Genomic DNA, 20,122 nt, shown 5'->3' with positions numbered 1-20,122 from the left:
GCTTGCAAAAAAACTAATTATGGCCAAAGAAATAAGAACAATTGGGGTTATGACTTCTGGAGGGGATGCACCAGGAATGAATGCAGCAATACGAGCAGTAGCAAGAGCATGTGCCTATTATAATGTGAAATGTATAGGGTTTTATAGAGGCTATCAAGGTATGATAGAAGGGGATTATATAGAGTTAAATGCCAGAAGTGTTCGTAACATAATAAGCCGTGGAGGTACTATACTTAAATCTGCAAGATCTAAAGATTTTATAACTCCAGAAGGTAGAAAAAAAGCAGCAGACCATCTTAAAGAAATAGGAGTAGATGCAATGGTATTAATTGGAGGGGATGGTACCTTTAAAGGAGGGAAAATTTTTAGCGAAGAATTTGAAATTCCTGTTATAGGTGTTCCAGGTACTATAGATAATGATATTGCAGGAACCAATTTTACAATAGGGTATGATACCGCATTGAACACAGTAGTAGAAGCCATCGATAAAATAAGAGACACAGCAAGTTCTCATGATCGATTATTTTTTGTAGAAGTAATGGGTAGAGATGCAGGATTTATAGCTTTAAACAGTGGGGTGGGAGCAGGAGCTGAAGAAATCCTTATTCCTGAAGAAGATTTAGGTCTGGAAAGACTATTAGAATCTTTAAAACGTAGTAAACGCTCTGGTAAATCTTCTAGTATAGTAGTAGTAAGCGAGGGAGATAAAATAGGAAAAAATGTATATGAACTAGCAGATTATGTAACTGAAAACATGCCAGATTATGATGTTAGAGTTACTGTTTTGGGGCATATGCAAAGAGGAGGTACCCCTTCATGTTTTGATAGAACTCTTGCAAGTAGACTTTGTGTAAAAGCAGTAGAGCTACTTTTGGATGGAGAAAAAAATGTAATGGTAGGTATATTAAATAATGAAATAGCAGCAACAAGTTTTGATAGAGGGTTAAAAGAAAAACATAGTATTAATAAAGAGCTATTACGTATTTCAGATATTCTTTCTACTTAAAAAAAAGTAAAAACATATATTAGTAAAAACTAAATATTATCCGAACTAGGAGGAGATGCACAAATAGCCTTAAGAATAGCAAAAAAAAAAATAGATATGGTTATTCTTTAGAGTATCCTTTAGTAAAACACCCCCATGAGTCAGATATTTTTATATTAATGCGGTTTTTCTAAGTTTATAATATACTTCTGGTTACTAATTCAACAACAGCAGAATTATAACTTAAGGGATTATAATTTCTCATTAAAAGACTGTTTCAAAACGACATATGTTTTAAGGAGTATATTCATCAGTTCGTTAATCAGGATTATGTATTCACCTTTAATACTCTTTCTACAGAATCGTTTTTAGATAAAGAAAGCCTTACAATACTATTTTCTGAAGCAATAAGATTATGGCTTATATTAGGATCTAGAGATATGATATCCCCTTTTTTAAGAACATAAGTAATGTTTTTTGCACCAAAACCAATTTCACCTTCAAAAACCTCTACAGTTATCGGGAACTTAGTTTTATGTTCCTTCATTTCTTGTCCTTTTTTAAATACAATTCTTATTTCTTTGGTAGCGTCGTTTTCAATTAATTTGGTAATTACGGGATTTTTATCTCCATAATTAAGATCTTTAAGTAAAGATGTCACTTGCATAATATGATATTTTTATTTACTTCAAAAGTATACTCTTTTTATTTCTTGTTTTATGAGTTTAATCATAAACTATGTAATATGATTCTGTCATTACCAGATAAATTATAAAAAACAACAAAAGAATAATAATTATGTTGTCATATAAATGGTAGATAAGCTTATCGGATACTTTTAGATAAACATATTCATACAGCAGATATAGAAATTAAAGAGAAGTTGATTCTAGGAAAAAATCATTAAACATGATTTCAATCATAAAAAGACAATTAGTTGAGGTGTTAGTTTTGTGTAAAAAATTTACTAAAACCTAAAACTAAAATAATGAAAAAAATATGGATAGGATTTATCACCATTGTAGTGCTCTCTTTTGCGGCACTAATTTGGGTAGGAGTCAAGATATACCAAGAAAAACCTCCCATACCAGAAAAAGTAATGGTAGTAAAAACAAATGAGGTCATTTTTACAAAAGCAAATATACAGCGAGGACAAAATGTTTGGGAATCTATCGGTGGGATGGAGGTAGGCTCTATTTGGGGGCATGGTAGTTATGTAGCACCAGACTGGTCTGCCGATTGGATCCATAAAGAAGCAATGTTTTTATTAAATAAATGGTCTTTACCCTATGGCGAGAGTTATGAAAACCTATCTACAGAAAATAAAGGATTACTAAAAGGGCGATTGGTAGATCAAATCAAAACGAATACATATGATACAATAACAAAAAATGTTTGGATTACTGCCGACAGAAAAGAAGCCATTTTATCCAATTCAAAGCATTATAAAAATATATTTTCAAAAGGAAATGCAGAATATGCTATACCAAAAGATATGTTGGTAGATGAATCTAAATTAGATGATCTTAATGCATTTTTATTTTGGGCATCTTGGGCAGCCTCTACCAATAGAATAGGAGATACTATTACGTATACCTCTAATTGGCCGCATGAGCCATTAATTGATAATCTTATAACAGTAGATGCACAGATATGGTCTGGATTTTCGATTGTTTTACTTTTATTATTTATATCTATTATGGTTTGGTACCATATACGAAGTAGTCATAGAGAAAGAGAAGAAAAAGGCGAAATACCTAATGTAAACCCTTTAAAGAATATTAAATTGTTTGCCTCTCAAAAAGCAACATTAAAGTACTTTTTGGTAATAAGTCTTTTAATAGCACTACAAGTAGTTCTTGGTATTATTACAGTACATTATACTGTAGAAGGACAAGAGTTTTTTGGGTTTGAATTATCTAAATACCTGCCGTATACTATAAGTAGAACCTGGCATACACAACTAGCAATTTTTTGGATTGCAGCAGCATGGTTATCCACCGGGCTATTTATTGCACCTTTAGTAAGCAATAAAGAATTAAAATTTCAAACATTTGGTATTAACTTTTTATTCATAGCCATACTAATTGTCGTATTAGGATCTATGGTAGGAGAGTGGCTGGGAGTAAAACAATATTTAGAATTAACTACTAATTTTTTCTTTGGACATCAGGGATATGAATATATGGATTTAGGTAGATTCTGGCAAATATTATTAGCAGTAGGCTTAGTCTTATGGGTGATTTTAGTTGGTAGACACATTCTTGTAGGTATCCGAAGAAAAGATAATACCAGACATTTATTAATACTATTCCTAATATCTGTAATAGCAATAGGTTCATTTTTCTTTTCGGGGTTAATGTATGGAGAAAACTCATCTCTATCTGTAATCAATTATTGGAGATGGTGGTTGGTTCATTTATGGGTAGAAGGATTTTTTGAAGTTTTTGCAACTGTTGTCATTGCTTTTTTGTTTACAAAAATGAAACTTATACCAGCAAAAACTGCAGGAAGAGTTACCGTTCTATCAGCTATTATATTCCTTTCAGGAGGTATTATAGGAACACTACATCATTTGTATTTTTCAGGAACTCCGGTTCATGCTATAGCTTTAGGAGCTACATTTAGTGCTTTAGAGGTAGTGCCTTTAACTTTAATTGGTTACGAAATCTGGGAAAACTGGAGTCTGTTAAAGGCTAAGGAATGGGTAAAAGAATACAAGTGGCCTATTTATTTCTTTCTTGCAGTTTCCTTCTGGAATATGCTGGGAGCCGGAGTATTTGGTTTTTTGATAAATCCACCAATAGCATTATACTATATACAAGGACTAAACACAACAGCAGTGCATGCGCACACAGCTTTATTTGGTGTTTATGGTATGCTAGGAATGGGGTTAATACTTTTTTCGTTACGAATGATTTCAAAAACAGAATGGAACGATAAAATATTAAAAATATCTTTCTGGTCTTTAAATATAGGGTTATTAGCAATGGTGGTATTTAGTTTGTTACCACAAGGTATTATACAGGCATTAGCTTCTATTAAACATGGATATTGGTATGCAAGAAGTACAGAGTTACTATACTCTCCTTCATTTCAGACTATTAAATGGTTACGAATTATAGGAGACGTTATTTTTTCAGTAGGGATAGGATATTTTTGTTGGTTTACCATTAAAGAAACTTTAAAATGTATGGCTAAAAAAAAATAAATAATTCGTAACCATTTAACTAATACCATTTATAGTTTGAGTTTACTGGAAAAGAAAATTAAGATTTTTTTTGTTTCAGTGAAGAAGAAAAGCTTGTGCCAGACTCGATCTGGTATCAAGCTTTTATTTTGATACTTGAGGCGAAAAAAGAACATTTATTACGGTAAATTCAAATTGTAAATGGTATAAATGTAACTTAGGGTGGTATAACTCTAAAATATAAACTATTTGGATAGTCATCAGAAATTTTGGATACAAATGGTAATATTGTAATGTTAGAAGAAATAAATTAACTATAACAGATATAGATTCAAGTATAATAAAACTATTGGTAAAGTTATTTTCTAAAACTTCTTTATGCACTATAACATTAAATCAAGTAAGGAGCTGCTCAGCTCTTAATACAATAAAACCATTTTAACTTTTAAAAGTTGTGCGTGTAGAAATTGAATACTCAAAAAAGAAATAATTTAGCAGCACTATTTTTAGTTTAAAATGCTGTAAATAAGGTGTTTGAATTAAATAAAAGATAGAGTTGTAAAAGAATAATTTTTATGTTTTTTCAAAATTAAGGAAACCTCTTTAGCATAAACTAATAATTAATAAAACTTGTGTTTTACCATCTATTTCAAAAGGTAAAACCATATTTTTTGTAATTTGAATGTCTTAAGACTTTGTTAACTACCCTTAAAAACCGTTCTTTGCAATCATTCTAATTAATTCAAAATTTATATGAAAAGCTATTTTTTTAAAACCATTATTGTATTAATTATTTTGCTTAATAGTGATGTTGTATCAGGACAGTCTCATCCAAGAATCAAGGACTCTGTATTAATTGACATCCCAAATATTGGTAAAACAGGAGGAGCACACTTGTTAAATTGGTCCTTAAATAAAGATAAAAATGAGATATTTTTATATGCATATAGTCATGTAAACGGTTCTCAAATTATAAGTAGTACTCAAGAAATAGAAGCAGCAAAAAAAGAACATAACGATAAAGGTTTTTTTGGGAAATTAATTTCTGCTGCAACAGTAGACAATAGTTATCAAAATACTATTGTGCCAGTAGTTTTGGAAGGAAGTATTCTCACAAAAGATATGTCAGTTATAGATACCAAAAAGTATTTATTTCATAAAGTAGACCCTTTACCAGAAGGGAAAAATGTGTTTTTTAAACCCGCTAGTGGGATGATAGATATTACAGGTTTTGAGTCAGGTACTCTTTTAAACTATCATTATAATGACTTAAATAAAGCTTTTAAATATGCCCCAGCACTGGATAAAGAACTGTTATCGCTTACAGAACTTAAGCTAAAAGGAGAAGGGTTTTTAGGGATTAAAAATATAGCACCTTGGATTACTAATAGAAAAGCTTTTTTTAGATATGTAGCCTCTAAGGGGTATATAAGTGACACAGAAAAAAAAGATTTAGTAAATCTTAAAGAAACGCCAGAGCTTCAAGAATATGAGTTTTTAAGAGAAAGTGAAAACTCTGTAGGTGAAAATTATATCGTTTGGTTTGTAAAAAAGAAAGATGATACTAAATACAAAATGGTATCTTATAATGAAGGGAGCGCAAAAATGAGCGTCCAATCTTTTGAATTTGATACTCCTCGAAAACCAAAAGTAATAACCAAAACCGTGTATAATAAAGATTTAGATCCAGTAGGTTTTGCTACTGTTTTTGGATATCATAAAAAAGGGAAGAAATCAGAAACCTATGCAAAAACAGATTTTGATATAATCTATATGGATCTTACAGGAGCAGTAAAGTTTCAAACCAAATTTTCTCACGGTACAGAAAAAAAATATAAAAATGTAGTTTCTCCTTTACTTATAATTAATGATGGAGAGGATACTTTACGATTTATCAATAATCATCAGTTATCCTTAATAAGTAGTCAATTTGAAATTTTTACTCTTGATTCAACAGGAAAAGTAACTGTGGAACTTTCTGAAGCATTTTCTGCAAGACAGGGAGAAACACCGATTAATTACTATAATTATTTAGTAGATTTTGATGCCATATATAAAATGGGACAATTTTATGTTATTCGTAAAAATAATATTGAAAAAACTACAGAAAGTGTTCCTAACAGTTCAATACCTAAAAGTGTAACCTTAAATTCAGGATTTAAATATACTGTATTGGATAATGATTTTAAACCTATTCATTTTGGCTCGTTATATTCAAAATCTAATCAAAAAGAAGATTTTAGATACCAAAATATTGAAATAACAGAGGATAGTTTTACTTCTCTTGCTACACGCGCAGGAAAATATTACTTAACTACAATCACTCCAGAAAAAGTAGAAACTATAAATTTAGAAACAGACCTTGGTAATAATGCATCCCGAATGCTTTATTTTGGTAGTTATATGAGGGATTTTGCTTTGGTAAATAAAGATAGTAAAGACCTCTTTATTTTACATCAATACTATACTAAAGAAAAAGTTTTAAATAAGGTAGCAATCATCAAAGTAGGGTATTAATTATTTATACCTCTAATAACTAAAACTAATAGTGAAATAAAAACGGATATGTGCTATACTTTATAGTAAAGTATTAACGAGAAGCAATCATTAATTTCAATTTTTAAAAACAATGAAAAAAGTAATTTTAGTAGTAACTGTATTTTTAAGTACATTATCTATTATTTCATGTAGTAAAGATGATGATGGAGGAGGGCAAGATCCTATTATCGCCAAATGGTTTAATTTTTCGGAAACCGAAATTGTTAATGGTACTACTACCGAGGCATCAGCATGTAGAAAAAAGGGATCTCTTGAGTTTAAAGCAGATGGTACTTATATATCCACACCTTATATAGAATATCAGGGTGAGTGTATAGTTGATGGTGTTACAAATGGAACTTGGAAAAATGAAGGAAACGGGAAGTATAGATTTAAATTCGATACTAGTGATAATGTTGTTCCAGTTGAATTTAAAGATAATACTATAATACTTAGGTCATCAGAGTCGGTTAATGTATATGCTAAATAAAATAACAAATACCCTGAAAATTGAACTATACTATAGAAAAGGTTTTCAGGGTATTTTTATGTATAGTAAGAGTCTAAAATGTATATATTCTTTTATAACGAAAGAAAGTTTAAATTTTCAAAACTATTGTTAGCTATGTTATCCTCTCATTTTATATTCATTTTTTTAGTATGATCATTATAGTAGTAATAACAGAAAGCATATAGTATTGAAGAAGTCTTTACTCTTATTTTTAGTCTTTCCATTTCTATCTATTGGTCAAACGCTAGACTATGAGTCTATAACCAAAAGCAAACCTTTTACAGTAAGTGGTCAGGTTTCCGCTAGTGGTATATACTATAGCTCTAATCAAAATAAAAGCAGAGAACCATATACTTATTTTTTACAAGGCGCTCTTAATATAAATATTTACAGTTTTTCCTTACCCATATCGTACAGTTTTTCTAACCAAGGAGAAAACTTGGGCTACCAGCTACCTTTTGATTTTAACAGGATAAGCTTACATCCCAAGTATAAATGGATCACAGGGCATATAGGTAATATAAGTATGACCTTTTCTCCATATACCTTAAGCGGACATCAATTTACAGGAGGAGGAGTAGATCTAACTCCCCCAGGATCCGTTAAAATAAGTGCCATGTCGGGACAATTGTTAAAAGCAACCGAGGATAATGGAGATCTCAGAACTGTTCCTGCATTTAGCCGTATGGGATATGGATTAAAAACTAGTATAGAAAAAGAACAGTATAAAATAGGAATTATTGGTTTTTATGCAAAAGATAATCCAAACTCTATCGATTCTATCCCCGAAGCCAAAGGAGTCTTACCACAAGAAAATTTAGTAGTAAGTGTAGAAGGAGAAGTTAAATTAGGAAAGAGTTTTAGCCTGCAAGCAGAATACGCATCTACCGCGATTACTAAAGATACCAGAGCCGAAGAGAGCGAAAGTATCGAATCGACTCCTATTGCAGTACTATTTAATAATCGTACCTCTACCGAGTATTATAACGCGGTTAAAACACGTTTAGGATATGGCATAGGACGAGTAAATCTAGGATTGGGATACGAACGTATCGATCCAGGATATGAAACTTTAGGAGCATATTATTTTAACAACGATTTCGAAAACATTACTCTGGATGCTTCTAATACCTTTTTTAGAGACAGACTAACCTTAGCCCTTAATATTGGGTACCAACGGGATGATCTGGATAACTTAAAAGCTAATAACACCAATCGTACTGTAGGTTCTTTAAACGCTACCCTTGCCTTGTCCGAGAGATTGAATATCTCAGGATCGTACTCTAACTTTAGCACCTTTACCAATATCAAACCCAATCAGTTTGACGAAATTAATGATGCCGATTTATTAGACGAGCAGATAGAAGAACTGGATTATAAGCAACTCTCCCAAACCGCCACAGCAACGATAAGTTATGTGCTTTCTAATAAAAAAACATCCAGACAAAACCTTACTACCAATTATGCATTAAATGATGTATCTAACGAACAAGGAGGCGTAGTGCGATTAGGAGATGCCTCTACCTTTCATAATATGAATATAGGACATACCATAGATTTTTCAGAAAGAAACCTCAATATCAGCACTTCGGTTAATGGTACGTATAATACTATAGGCAGAGAAGAGTCTACCACCTGGGGCCCTACCGTAAGTGTAGGGAAACGATATTTTGAAAAAACATTGAATGTACGGTTATCCTCGGGCTACAACAGTTCTACCAGTTCTACATCCAATACCAATGTAACCAATCTAAGGGGAGCAGTTACCTATACCTTAAAAGAGCGACATAATTTTAATTTGAATGCCGTACAACTGTTTAGAAACGGGGGTAACAATGGGCAGTTAAGTGAGTTTACTGCAACTTTTGGATATAATTATGCATTCGGGCTTAAAAAACCGAAACTTAATTTTAAAAAGAAAGAAAAGAAACCTAAAGAAGATAACGATTCTATCAAAATTCAATACAAAAAATATCGTTTTGAAGGGTTGCCAATAAATATTACCCCACAATTGTTAGAGTTACCAGAAAAAGAGGGATTTGCACATATCATCAAAGATAAAAAAGGAGAGTTAAGCAAATTGGCAGAGCAGCTTAAAGAAACCGAAGAGAAAGAGAAAAAGGTGTACAAAGAGATTGCAATAAGGTACCTAAAAGAAATGGAAACCTATCTGGATTTTGCAGCATTTTATAATGAAAAGATATACGAAGCCTATAACAAACTGGTTAGTGAAGCCAGAGAGATAGACCGGCAGATCCGAGATGAGTTTACGATAGTAAGCGCAAAAATAAACAGTGCAGAGGAGAAGGATTCAGAAGATCTGAAAAGACAAAAAGTACTCGAAAAACGATATGCCTCGCATACTGAGCTATTAGAATCATTGCTGAAATGGAATTTACAACCAGAAGATATAGAGAACCCGAAAGGAGATATTCAAACGCTTAAAAAACGTAATGCCGCCAAAGTATTCTCTATGCATCAGGCAGAAAAATCAGAAGAACATATCGTTAAGTTTATCGAAATACGACTGGCAGATATGTTTCATAAAATTTTAAAAGAATAGGAAATAGCTCTATTTTTATAGAAGGATATAAAGTTAATTTCACTAAGCCTATTTTATGATTTGAACATAATCTATAGTTTGTCACAACTATAAAATTCAAAAAAAGATAGCTATGCCCCAAAAACCTCTATTTTAATTGTCCTTATACTTCTTTCGATGAATATTATATACCAAAGTGAAACATTTTAACATAGCTCTCAAGATTTCAAAAAACTTTATAAATAGTAGTTAAAATAACACCTTTACAATTATTTAAAGTAACAGATAATAATTGTTTTTCTTCTTTTACTTTAAAACTAAAAGGTTTTACTAATAAGTCTAAACCACTTTGTTTTTTTAATCTAATTCCTTGACCTGAAATAATATCTTTATTGGGTATAAAATCTCCTTCAGGTAAATGTTCTGTTAAAATAACATACTTAAAATCAGTTAATTTATTCACTATACTTTGTACTTCAGAATTCGATAAATGTTGTAGAACTTGCCTTAATAATACACAATCTCCAGAAGGCAAATCATCTACAGCAATATCTAAACAATAGAATTCTAAATTTTCTTCTTTAAACTTCTTTTTATTATAATTTATAAGGTCTTTTACTATATCTACTGCAATATATTTCTCAGTATGTTTTACTAATTTTTCCCCTATATTAAAATCTCCACAACCTAGATCACACACTACAAGAGGAGGGGTGAAAGAGGTTAAAAAAGAGGTTAAAACATCTATATATGGATTTACTATATCAGGGTGGTGTGATCCTATGCCTGAATAAAAATCGGATTCGTTATCACCCCAAAGTTTCATAGAGTAAACCTGTTCCATAGCATCTCTAGTAGGCCAAGGCTTCTTTATTTTTTTAACTTCATTTTCTTTCTTTTTCATAAACTCTCTATTGGTTTATACATACTATAAAACATATTTGTATGTATTTAAATAGAACATTAAAACAAACGTACAAATTATATGTAACAACATATATTGGACAGCCTAGTTTCTTAAACTTCTTAATAGAATCTACACATTATTTTTTAAAAGAAATAAGCTAAAATCAATAAATAGTATTACAGTATACTTGATTCTCTAACAATAGGAACTAAGTAATGTTTTTAGTTGTTTTACTGCCAGTTTTTTTATCTGCTAGATTATTTTTTTATATACAAGGGTAACATTTTCCATACTATCTACTCCCTTCTACAAATAAGCAATTGCTTTGGGTCTGATCCATCCAAGAAGAACTCTTTTTTTTAGAGCGCGAAAGCCGAAAAGCGTATGAGTAGGTATCTCTTAAAAACTAATACAATGAAACTAAAAAATATATTACTTATTCTTTTTTTACTAGTCTGTTCCTACTGGAGTACGGCACAAAACAATTTGGTAACTAATGGGGATTTTTCACAATATGATCCTAATTGTGGTGATTTCCGTTTTGCATTTGAAGACGGTTGTGTATCTGTGTGGACAGAATTTAGTGCAGATGCCTCCTTATGGGGTGTACCTACTAATCCGTATGCATGGATGTGGTCTGCAAACGGAAGTTTTGAAGCGCTGCAAACTCCAGTAGCTTTTGAACAAGGAAAATGTTATACCGTATCTTTTAGAGTAAGAACTAATGATAATGGTAACACAAATACCAATACGAACGGAATCATAAATTTGAGAGCAGTTAATTTACAAAATGGTGGTATACAAAGCGAACAGGATATATATGTAAACTCTATAGGAGGAAATTATTTAAACAATTGGAAGCCTATAACCGTTTCTTTTATCCCTACAGCAAATTTTTCGACATTACTAATTAATCCATTATATGCTGGGAGTGCACCACAGGCAGAAATGTCTATAGATGATATTGTTGTTGTGGAAGATCATCTTGCAGTAGATTTCCATTTTGAAGATGCCTCTGGAACAACTAAAGACATCTTTTGTGCAGGCGAAACTATCTTTTTGGATGGATCTGCATCTGCAGACGAGGACAATTACTTTATAGAAGCATACAAAAGACCCAAAGGGAGTACGAGCAATTTTCAAGCTATATCCAGTTTAGGATGGACAGCTGGAGAACTAAATACAATAAATCTCACTACTTTATTTGGAACGGCAGGTATTACCTTCGATATAGGATATGAATATGAGATCAAGGTTGCTGTTCAAAACACATGTACTAATTGGTTGCCATTAACAAAACGATTTACCGTATTGGGTAATGTACATTTGAATCCTAATTTTGCAATGAATACTTTTTGTGCAGGAGATGGTACCATTTCTGCAGAGGTAACTACCACAGAACCTACAGCAAACCAATGGTGGGGATTGTTTGAAACCTCTACAAGTGCTACTACAGGAGGTACACAAGTTGGCGCCATACAAACAGGAAATACCTATACGTTTACAGGATTAAGTTGGACTAAAAATTATTATATCAAACATGGCGTATGGAAAGATAGTGATAAAGATGCTTGTTACCCTTGGCAAGAAAGCAGACAAACCGTTACTACACCTGTTAGCTGGAAAGGACAAACCTCTGATTTTAATATTAGTTTAACTACAGATTTTAATGGAAATGTAGTAGTCAATACGCAAGCAGATACAAACCCTGTTAATGTATATCATCTTTGGGATTTATACGACAGTAATGATAATGTAGTAGGAACCACCTATTGTTGTTCTGTAGATGCAGTAACATATTCAGGATTAAGTTTAAATACCTGGTATTATATCAAACATGGTGTCTGGAACAATTGTATAGGGTGGACAGAAACCAGAATTTACTTTAGAGTGCAAACACAAAAAAGTAGAAACAATAATGATCCTGTTCGATTTATTTTAGAGACCAAAGAATACCCTTATGAGCCAGATAGTGGTTATATCCAACAAATCAATGATCAGATAGTATCTGGAGCTATTTATGAGATGTATGAAGAATATAAGAAAGATAAACGTACTGTTACAGAATCTAAAATAGAAATATACCCTAACCCCGTACAAGTAGGAAAAACACTTACGATCTCTAATTCCTCTAAAAATCCTATTAAAAAGATAGAGTTAGTAACCTTATCCGGAAAAAGTACTGTTTTGGAATATGTCAGACAAAGCGAAAATATACAAGTACCGATAGATGAGAGAACCTCTAAAGGAATGTATTTTGTGCGAATCACAAAACAATCTGGAGAAATAATCACAAAACAAGTAGCGATACAATAAAAAAATAAAGCAGGTTAGATAACCATTTGGTGAATTATGGGGGTAGTTCATTAGATGGTTTAACCTAAGGTAACAAAAGAATAAGAGTAAATAAATATAAACCTTATATAAATCAATTAACACATTTAAAAAACCATAAAATGAAACAATTTTTTAAAATGGCAATTTTCGGACTATTAATTACTGCATGTTCTCAAGATGATACAATAACAGAAACACATAGTATAGAAGAAACTAAAGAAACACAATCTCAAACAATTAAAGCTATAGATTCCTCGATGTTAAGTTTTGCTTCCGAAGATGAATTTAGAGAGTTTATTAAAAACAGAATAGAAAATAAAGAAAATCTATTAGAGGAAGCCAGAACAGTTTTTGAAAAAGAAGGTAGATTATCATTATTACTCATTTATAAGAGTTTAGAAAAAACAGAAGCAGAAAAACTAGGGCTTAAAAAAGAAGATATCGCTATAGTAGATTCACCAGATAGTGTTTTACTTTCCATGTTAAATTCGAAAGGAGAATTGCGTATCGGTAGGCATATATTTAGAATCGATGGGGATTTTGTATATACCTATACTTCTGGTAATTCTTCAGAAATAATAAAATTTATAGAAGCATACAATGCCAGAGAAATTGAAATTAAAAGTGGTACTACTATTACCTTTGGGGATAATCTAAAAGTATATAAACATAAGAATACTGTGGAGCAAGCAAAGGCAAACACTAATGAAAGAGAAATAATTTTATTTAATGGTAGAAAAGCTAGAATGATCGCCAGACAATGGACTGGTTTTTATCCGCATTATAGTTCTATTGGTTCTGTTACTAAAACACAAGTGTGGTCAAAGGTTTTATGGTGGAGTCAATGGAAAGATGTGAAAACAGATAATCGACTAGAATTTGATATGACGTATACCAAAAAAGAAGCTTTTACAGCACCTCTTGCATTTGGCAAAAAAAGTCATAATTACTGCAACTGCCTTGAAGCTATGGATATATATGATTGGAGTGCTGGGTTTATTCCAGCAGAATTTTATGAACGTGATGGATTTTCAAAGCATTGGGCACATTGGTATCCAGCAACTCCTAATACTGTAGGCACAACCATGTTTTATTAACAAGATAAAAATTTCATGTTGTTTTAAGAAAAGAGGCTAAATAGATTATATAATCGTTTAGCCTTTTTGTTTTTTTCGTCTTATATAAAAAACACTAATAATAAGCATTAAAAGAGCTAGCGAACCAGCCCAATACCAGTAATAGGTGTTTTGTGATAAAGTAATAGGGGAGTTGTCTCCAATAAGGATTAAAGATCCCCAGTAAAAAGGGGATAATTCACTACCAGTATGCGTACGTATATAGTCTAATTTAGCATTACGTAAAGCAGATGCTTTAGTTTCTCCTTTATCTAGCTTTTTGTAAAAATCCAGCATCAATTCCTGGCTCGATTTATCATTAGTTGCCCATAAAGAAGAGACTACACTTTTTGCACCAGAATGAAAAAAACCTCTGGCAAGACTCATAATCCCTTCGCCTAGTTTTAATTCTCCTAAAGAAGTTTTACAAGCACTTAATACTACCATATCCGATTGATTTTTAGTAGCATAAATTTCATGTAAAGATAGTTTTTGATCCCTAAAAGCAATCCAGGGATCTACAATATCACCAATATCGGCATGTGTAGACAGGTGTATGACTTTATATGCTTGAATAGTGTCCAGAAAATTAGCTTTGGTAGCCTTTTCTTCAAGGATTGTATCACCGTTGTATAAACTCGAAATCGAGAGTACTTCGTCTTTACTAAGAGGTAGATCTCCTAATTTGTTGTTAGAAAAAGTTACGGGAGCAAAACCTATAAACGGGTATTTTGAGATATTTGTAACCTGTTCTTTTCTATCTAGATATGACATCGAATACGCATAACGTATCTCGGCATCTTTTATAAAATAACTGTGCGGTTGTGCAGAGGTAGTTAATGCATCAAAAGAGATTTGTTGCAAGGTATAATCTGGTACTATGGTTATTTTTTTCCCTTTTACTAAAGTATGTACACTAGGAGGTATTAATTTTTGGAATATGCTATTCGCATTTTTTTGGTATGCAGTTACTTGTTCTTGATGAACAAACCATTGTGAAGATTGCTTACGTAAAAGTTTAATATCCTCTATAAGTACAGGTACATCTTTAATCTCAAAAAAAATAGATTTGTTAGAGGAGGTAAGTAAACCATATCCATGGTCTTTATCTAGTATATATTGTAGTACCACTTCATCCTCTAAAATGTATTTTGTGGTAAAGGTATAATGTGGTAATACCGTTATTTTCTTTTTATTTACAGCATATTCTGGGTATATTTTAGATATAGAGTCTACAAATTGTTCATACAAACGCTTATTTTTATATACCTTGTCTTTTATAATCTGGATACTATCCTTTGGTTGTTTTTGAGAACTATTTAATTCGTTTTCGGATAGATATATTTCTTTCTTTAGTGCAAACTCTCGTTTTGCAATCACCACAGGTAGTTTGGTATTTTCTTTAGCTTGCTCATTGGTGATATCTTCCAGTAATAATAACGCCTTATTTTTTTCCATAAAATAGTAGGCTTCTTCTGGCTTCTTAAGTAGATAACAAGTTTCTACTGCTTTCCTATATAAAGACGCTCCTTGCTCTCGCCAAAACAATTTAGATTTATACTCCGTACTTTCAAAACGAATAATATCTACTAGTTTGTCTGCTAATTTAAAAGTTTCTAAAGCTTCTATGAGGTGGTTTTTATCCTTATCATAAAGGTAATATTGCATCCACCCATTGGCTTTTTGGATGAGGTGATGTAATAAATCATATTTGTTAACTGTTACCTCTAATTCTTGAATTGTTATCAAATTTTTATATCCTGAATTTTTATCATTAGAAACAGAATAGTCAATTGCTTTTTGATATGCCTGTAATCCTTTAATAAAATCTTTTTGTTCTATGTATAAATCGCCCATATTTTCATGTGCGGGAGTGAAATTTGGGGCTACAGAAATTGATTTTTGTATATAAAATTGTGCACTATCTAATTTTCGTAAATTATGGAATGATACTCCAAGACTATTATAGGTAATTGCTTTGTTATAAGAATCGCCAGAATATAAATTTTCTAAAGTTTTATGAAAAAAGAAATTAGCTTGCAGATATTTTTTAGTTTTAAGTAACCGATTTCCTTCTATTTGATAGATATAGTTTTTATGACGTATTGTATTAAATGAAACCAAATCTAAAATAGAGTCTGCCTTTTGTAAATTTGATTGAATTTCTGAAGAATATTCTTCATACCCCATTAGTGAATATGTATCTGCTAGTTGTATATATCCATCTATTATATTTTTTTGATAAAGTTTATCACTTCCGGCTAGTTCAATTCCTTTTTCTAAAATATGTAAAGCTTTATGAAAATCTCCAATTTTTGTATAAGTTTCTCCTAGTGCTATGTGAGAAAAGAGGAGTCTTTTTTTAGTTCCATTTGCCTTGATTATTTCAGAATAATACTTTATGGCTTCAAAAAAATCATGCTTTCTAAAGCTGAAATGACCTAAATTGTATAAAGTCTTATTTAGCGATTGTTGATCAATGTTAGATATTGCTTTTTTAATGTTTTTTGACTTCTCAGTATAAAAAAATGCTTTTTCTAAAAGAGTAATATCTTTAATGATATTCCATTTTTGGAAATACCACAATCCGTATTCATGGTAATGATCTGCTATTTCAATCGGAGGTAAAATTTTTGTAGCATTGTTGACAAAAGAGTCAATTTTCTGTTCAGCTATTTCTAAAGGAATATTGGGGGATAATTTTTTTTGAAAAATTTTGTAATCTTGTGAATAAGAAAAAAAAGTAAATAAATATAAATAAACAACGAGTCTGTATTTCATGTAATAAAATTATAATTTTATTATAGGAATACAAATTCTATGGAAGAGAAAAATTTGTAGTTATTTAAAATAAAAAAAGAGTACCAAATGCATAACATGTCTGGTACTCTTTTTTTATGGTTTCTTTTAAAATTTTCTGTACTATAATTAAATATTTCTATTCTAATGATTTCGTACTAATACGTTGCCATCCATTATAGATGCTTGTATTCTTTGTAAGCTATGTGTAGTAAGCATTATTTGATTCTTAAGATCAGAAACAGAAAGCTCTCTATCATGTAATTCTGCTACTTTTGCAGTAACATAGGCAGCAGAAAAAGAGGTTCCGATAGGATGAACGGTTTCTATTCGATTTCCTGCTTGCGTATTAAAAACAAGATTATATCCATCCAAAGGAGCAACGAGATTTATATTCTCAGAACCATAGTTAGATTTATGGATTATAATCCGATCTAATATGTCTTGTACTCCCCAATGATTTTGTTGTTCTGATTCTAACTCATACCCACCAATCGCTATTGTGTTATCTAGCCTATAACCCGATGGAAAATGCATATTCTCGATTTCGTCTGTATTTAGCCCAAGGTTACCAGCAGAAGTAATTATTAAAGTATTGTTTTTTACATCATCCATTAAATTTCTTAAGATAGACTGTTGGTTTCTTCCATACCAACCAAAACTCATATTGATTATATGAATATTGGTAAGTTTTGATATATAATTCATTCCGCAAACAACATCAAAATAGGTCGCTTTTCCTCTTTTGTCAAATGCTTTAACAGCTAGTATATTATATGGAGTATTGGTAATATCTAATTCTGTAGTAATAACTTTGGCAACAATACTTCCATGACCATGATCATCTTGTATATCTTTATCATGGTTTACAAAATCCCAACCAGAAATACCAGAAGCGCCATTATTGGTGTTTTGTGTATTATATAGAAATTGTCCAGAGAAATAACTATAATCTATACCTGTATCTAAAATCGCAATATTCACATTATCTGTACTACTATTGGTTGCAATTTTAGAACTCATAGAGCTAGAGTATAATCCTGACAAAGGATTGTTACTTATATTAATATAAAACTGAAGATCTCCTTCTACACCTCCTTCAGAAGCGTTACTATCCAAATTTTTAACGAGCTCTTCAACTCCCAAAAAACCAATTTGTGTAATACCTATAGTCCATAATTCTGGGCCATTAGGATCACAGTCACAAACTTCGATGCTTTGTATTGTGAATTTGTGTCGAGCTTGGATAGTATCTCTTATTGCCTGTTTTTGATTTGAAGGTAATAATGGGTTGTTAAACTTAATTACTATTTGATTATTTACTATGTCAGGTATAGGAACATTCCCTGTACTTTTTGTAATATTTTGTTTTACTTCATTTTCAATAAAATTACCTTCGTCTGTGGTGCATCCCCATACTACTAGTAGACATAATACCATAATAAATCCAATACTTTTTTTCATGTTTTTTAAATTTTAATATACATCAAAGTATAATTTTCCTTCCCCGAGAGCTTTGATATATTTTTGGTTTATAAATATTTGCAAACAAGAGCACAAAATAAATGAAATGTTACCCTCAAATGTTATTATTTTTTTTATTTCATGGTTATTAAGGAGTATAGAGGATAAAATAGAACAGTATGTTTTTATGGTTGTTTTAATAGGATAGAAACATTATAGATTTTAATAAATCAGGTTTTTTCCCTTGTGCAAATCTCAAAATTATATCTAAGTTTGTAATATGGTACGTTGGTAAAGCCACAAATAGTACCTAAATTTAGATCTAACCTAACCAATCTTTGTAGTACATGAGTGCCCAAAAGTATGATAATTACTTATTAGAAAGCCTTATTAATGGAAATGAGGTAGGAATCAAAGAGATTTATAAAAAAGTATACCCAAAAGTTTTTACCTATGTGCGAACTCACGATGGTACAGAAGAAGATGCTAAGGATGTTATGCAAAAATCACTACTACAATTATCTGTTAGAGCACAAGCAAAAGATTTTGTAATAACTTCTAGTTTTGAAGGCTATTTTTTTACTACCTGTAAAAATGTTTGGCGACGAGAAGTTAAAATTCATAAATCTAGGGTAACAAATTCTACAGTTATAGATCTAGTACATGAAGAAAGAGAGATAGCTTTAGCAGCTTATGAGCAAGAAAAATGGGAGTTGTTTCAACAAAAACTAGAAGAAATATCAGAAAATTGCAGAAAAATACTTCAGTTTTTTTTTAATAAGATACCGTATTCTAAAATAGCGGATACATTAGGATATGCTACAGAAAATACGGTTAGACAACGTATTTTTAAATGTAAATCAAAGCTTAAAGAAGCTATACAAACCGATTCTCGATATAATGAATTAAAGGAGTTATGAATAATTTAGAGAAAGAAATAGAAACGTATCTGAACGGAGAGATGACTGTGGAAGAAAATAAAATTTTTGAAAAAAAAATAGAGTTAGATCCTACAGCACAAAAAGAATTTAAAATATATAAGGAAATGTATACCTTATATAATGATGCAGATTGGGAGATATCTAATAGCGCAACACAAAATGATAGAATTACTACCTATGTAACTTTCTTGAAAAGCGAAAAAGGACAATCGATATCCAAAAATATACAAAAAGCAGAAGATGCCTATTTTAATGCTTTTTCTACAAAAATTAAAAAGATAGTATTGTATGCAGGGTCTATAGCTGCATTGTTGGTGTTAGGTTTATTTGTTTTTGTACAATTAAACAAAGATATAGATGCTAAAAGTTTGTATGCAGAACATAAAAACTGGAATGATCTTCCGTCATTAAGCTTAAGGGATGGTGTTACAAGTTTATCTGAAGGAGAAATACTTTTTAGAAAAAAACAATATAGTACAGCATTAACAGTATTTAAGTCTTATGTATCCCAAAACGCTACACAAAGTAATCCACAAGTTTTATTATATATAGGAGTTACTCAATTAGAATTAAATCAAAATGAAGCAGCGATAAAAAGTTTTGAAAAACTACTTGGCAGCGATACTTTGGATGCGTCGAAAGCATATTGGTATCTTTCTTTAACTTATTTAAAGATAAATAAAGTTGAAGAAGCTAAAACGCAGTTGCAAATCCTATCGAAAAATCCTCAAAATTATAAATATAAAGAAGCAAAAGAGCTGTTAAACAGGTTACAGTAATAATAAAAAGCACT

Annotated in this window: 13 protein-coding genes; 9 read left to right on the top strand and 4 right to left on the bottom strand. The window is 31.1% G+C overall.

Features of this window, described 5'->3' with window-relative positions:
• Positions 1-19: 19 nt before the first annotated feature.
• Positions 20-1,006, top strand: a complete 987-nt coding sequence (gene pfkA, locus H527_RS0113545; RefSeq protein WP_027413210.1) for a 6-phosphofructokinase — start codon at positions 20-22, stop codon at positions 1,004-1,006.
• Between the two features lie 307 nt (positions 1,007-1,313).
• On the opposite strand, the gene H527_RS0113540 is transcribed toward pfkA, so the two are convergent.
• Complete coding sequence (locus tag H527_RS0113540; RefSeq protein WP_027413209.1) at positions 1,314-1,652, bottom strand: cupin domain-containing protein; 339 nt, start codon at positions 1,650-1,652, stop codon at positions 1,314-1,316.
• A 321-nt stretch (positions 1,653-1,973) separates the two neighbouring features.
• Here H527_RS0113540 and H527_RS0113535 point away from each other — a divergent pair, with 321 nt between their 5' ends.
• The 4 genes from H527_RS0113535 (at position 1,974) to H527_RS0113520 (ending at position 9,787) form a co-directional block, all read left to right on the top strand.
• Positions 1,974-4,196 carry a nitric-oxide reductase large subunit gene (locus H527_RS0113535; RefSeq protein WP_027413208.1) on the top strand — a complete coding sequence of 741 codons (2,223 nt, stop codon included), beginning with the start codon at positions 1,974-1,976 and terminating at the stop codon, positions 4,194-4,196.
• Between the two features lie 732 nt (positions 4,197-4,928).
• On the top strand, positions 4,929-6,692 hold the full coding sequence (locus H527_RS0113530; protein ID WP_027413207.1) for a hypothetical protein: 1,764 nt from the start codon (positions 4,929-4,931) through the stop codon (positions 6,690-6,692).
• A gap of 112 nt (positions 6,693-6,804) precedes the next feature.
• The gene (locus tag H527_RS0113525; RefSeq protein ID WP_027413206.1) at positions 6,805-7,203 is read left to right on the top strand and encodes a lipocalin family protein; all 399 of its coding nucleotides are present in this window, start codon (positions 6,805-6,807) and stop codon (positions 7,201-7,203) included.
• Between the two features lie 208 nt (positions 7,204-7,411).
• The gene (locus tag H527_RS0113520) at positions 7,412-9,787 is read left to right on the top strand and encodes a porin family protein (RefSeq protein WP_027413205.1); all 2,376 of its coding nucleotides are present in this window, start codon (positions 7,412-7,414) and stop codon (positions 9,785-9,787) included.
• Between the two features lie 205 nt (positions 9,788-9,992).
• Here H527_RS0113520 and H527_RS0113515 read toward each other — a convergent pair whose 3' ends face one another.
• Positions 9,993-10,670, bottom strand: a complete 678-nt coding sequence (locus H527_RS0113515; RefSeq protein WP_027413204.1) for a class I SAM-dependent methyltransferase — start codon at positions 10,668-10,670, stop codon at positions 9,993-9,995.
• A 417-nt stretch (positions 10,671-11,087) separates the two neighbouring features.
• Between H527_RS0113515 and H527_RS0113510 the strand changes: the two genes are divergently transcribed.
• The gene (locus H527_RS0113510) at positions 11,088-12,989 is read left to right on the top strand and encodes a T9SS type A sorting domain-containing protein (protein WP_162143821.1); all 1,902 of its coding nucleotides are present in this window, start codon (positions 11,088-11,090) and stop codon (positions 12,987-12,989) included.
• Between the two features lie 140 nt (positions 12,990-13,129).
• A complete protein-coding gene (locus H527_RS0113505; RefSeq protein WP_027413202.1) occupies positions 13,130-14,107 on the top strand; it encodes a hypothetical protein in 978 nt (325 codons plus the stop codon).
• 57 nt (positions 14,108-14,164) lie between these two features.
• On the opposite strand, the gene H527_RS0113500 is transcribed toward H527_RS0113505, so the two are convergent.
• On the bottom strand, positions 14,165-16,906 hold the full coding sequence (locus H527_RS0113500; RefSeq protein ID WP_027413201.1) for a CHAT domain-containing protein: 2,742 nt from the start codon (positions 16,904-16,906) through the stop codon (positions 14,165-14,167).
• A gap of 162 nt (positions 16,907-17,068) precedes the next feature.
• On the bottom strand, positions 17,069-18,388 hold the full coding sequence (locus H527_RS0113495; protein WP_027413200.1) for a S8 family peptidase: 1,320 nt from the start codon (positions 18,386-18,388) through the stop codon (positions 17,069-17,071).
• Between the two features lie 347 nt (positions 18,389-18,735).
• Between H527_RS0113495 and H527_RS0113490 the strand changes: the two genes are divergently transcribed.
• Together H527_RS0113490 and H527_RS0113485 are read left to right on the top strand one after the other, a co-directional pair.
• Positions 18,736-19,308, top strand: a complete 573-nt coding sequence (locus H527_RS0113490) for an RNA polymerase sigma factor (RefSeq protein ID WP_027413199.1) — start codon at positions 18,736-18,738, stop codon at positions 19,306-19,308.
• Complete coding sequence (locus H527_RS0113485) at positions 19,305-20,108, top strand: tetratricopeptide repeat protein (protein ID WP_027413198.1); 804 nt, start codon at positions 19,305-19,307, stop codon at positions 20,106-20,108. The genes H527_RS0113490 and H527_RS0113485 overlap by 4 nt, the downstream gene beginning before the upstream one ends.
• The last annotated feature ends 14 nt before the right edge of the window (positions 20,109-20,122 follow it).

It is taken from the genome of Aquimarina muelleri DSM 19832, assembly GCF_000430665.1.
In the GTDB taxonomy this organism is placed as follows: Bacteria; Bacteroidota; Bacteroidia; order Flavobacteriales; family Flavobacteriaceae; genus Aquimarina; species Aquimarina muelleri.
This window is presented reverse-complemented; position numbering and strand designations above follow the sequence as displayed.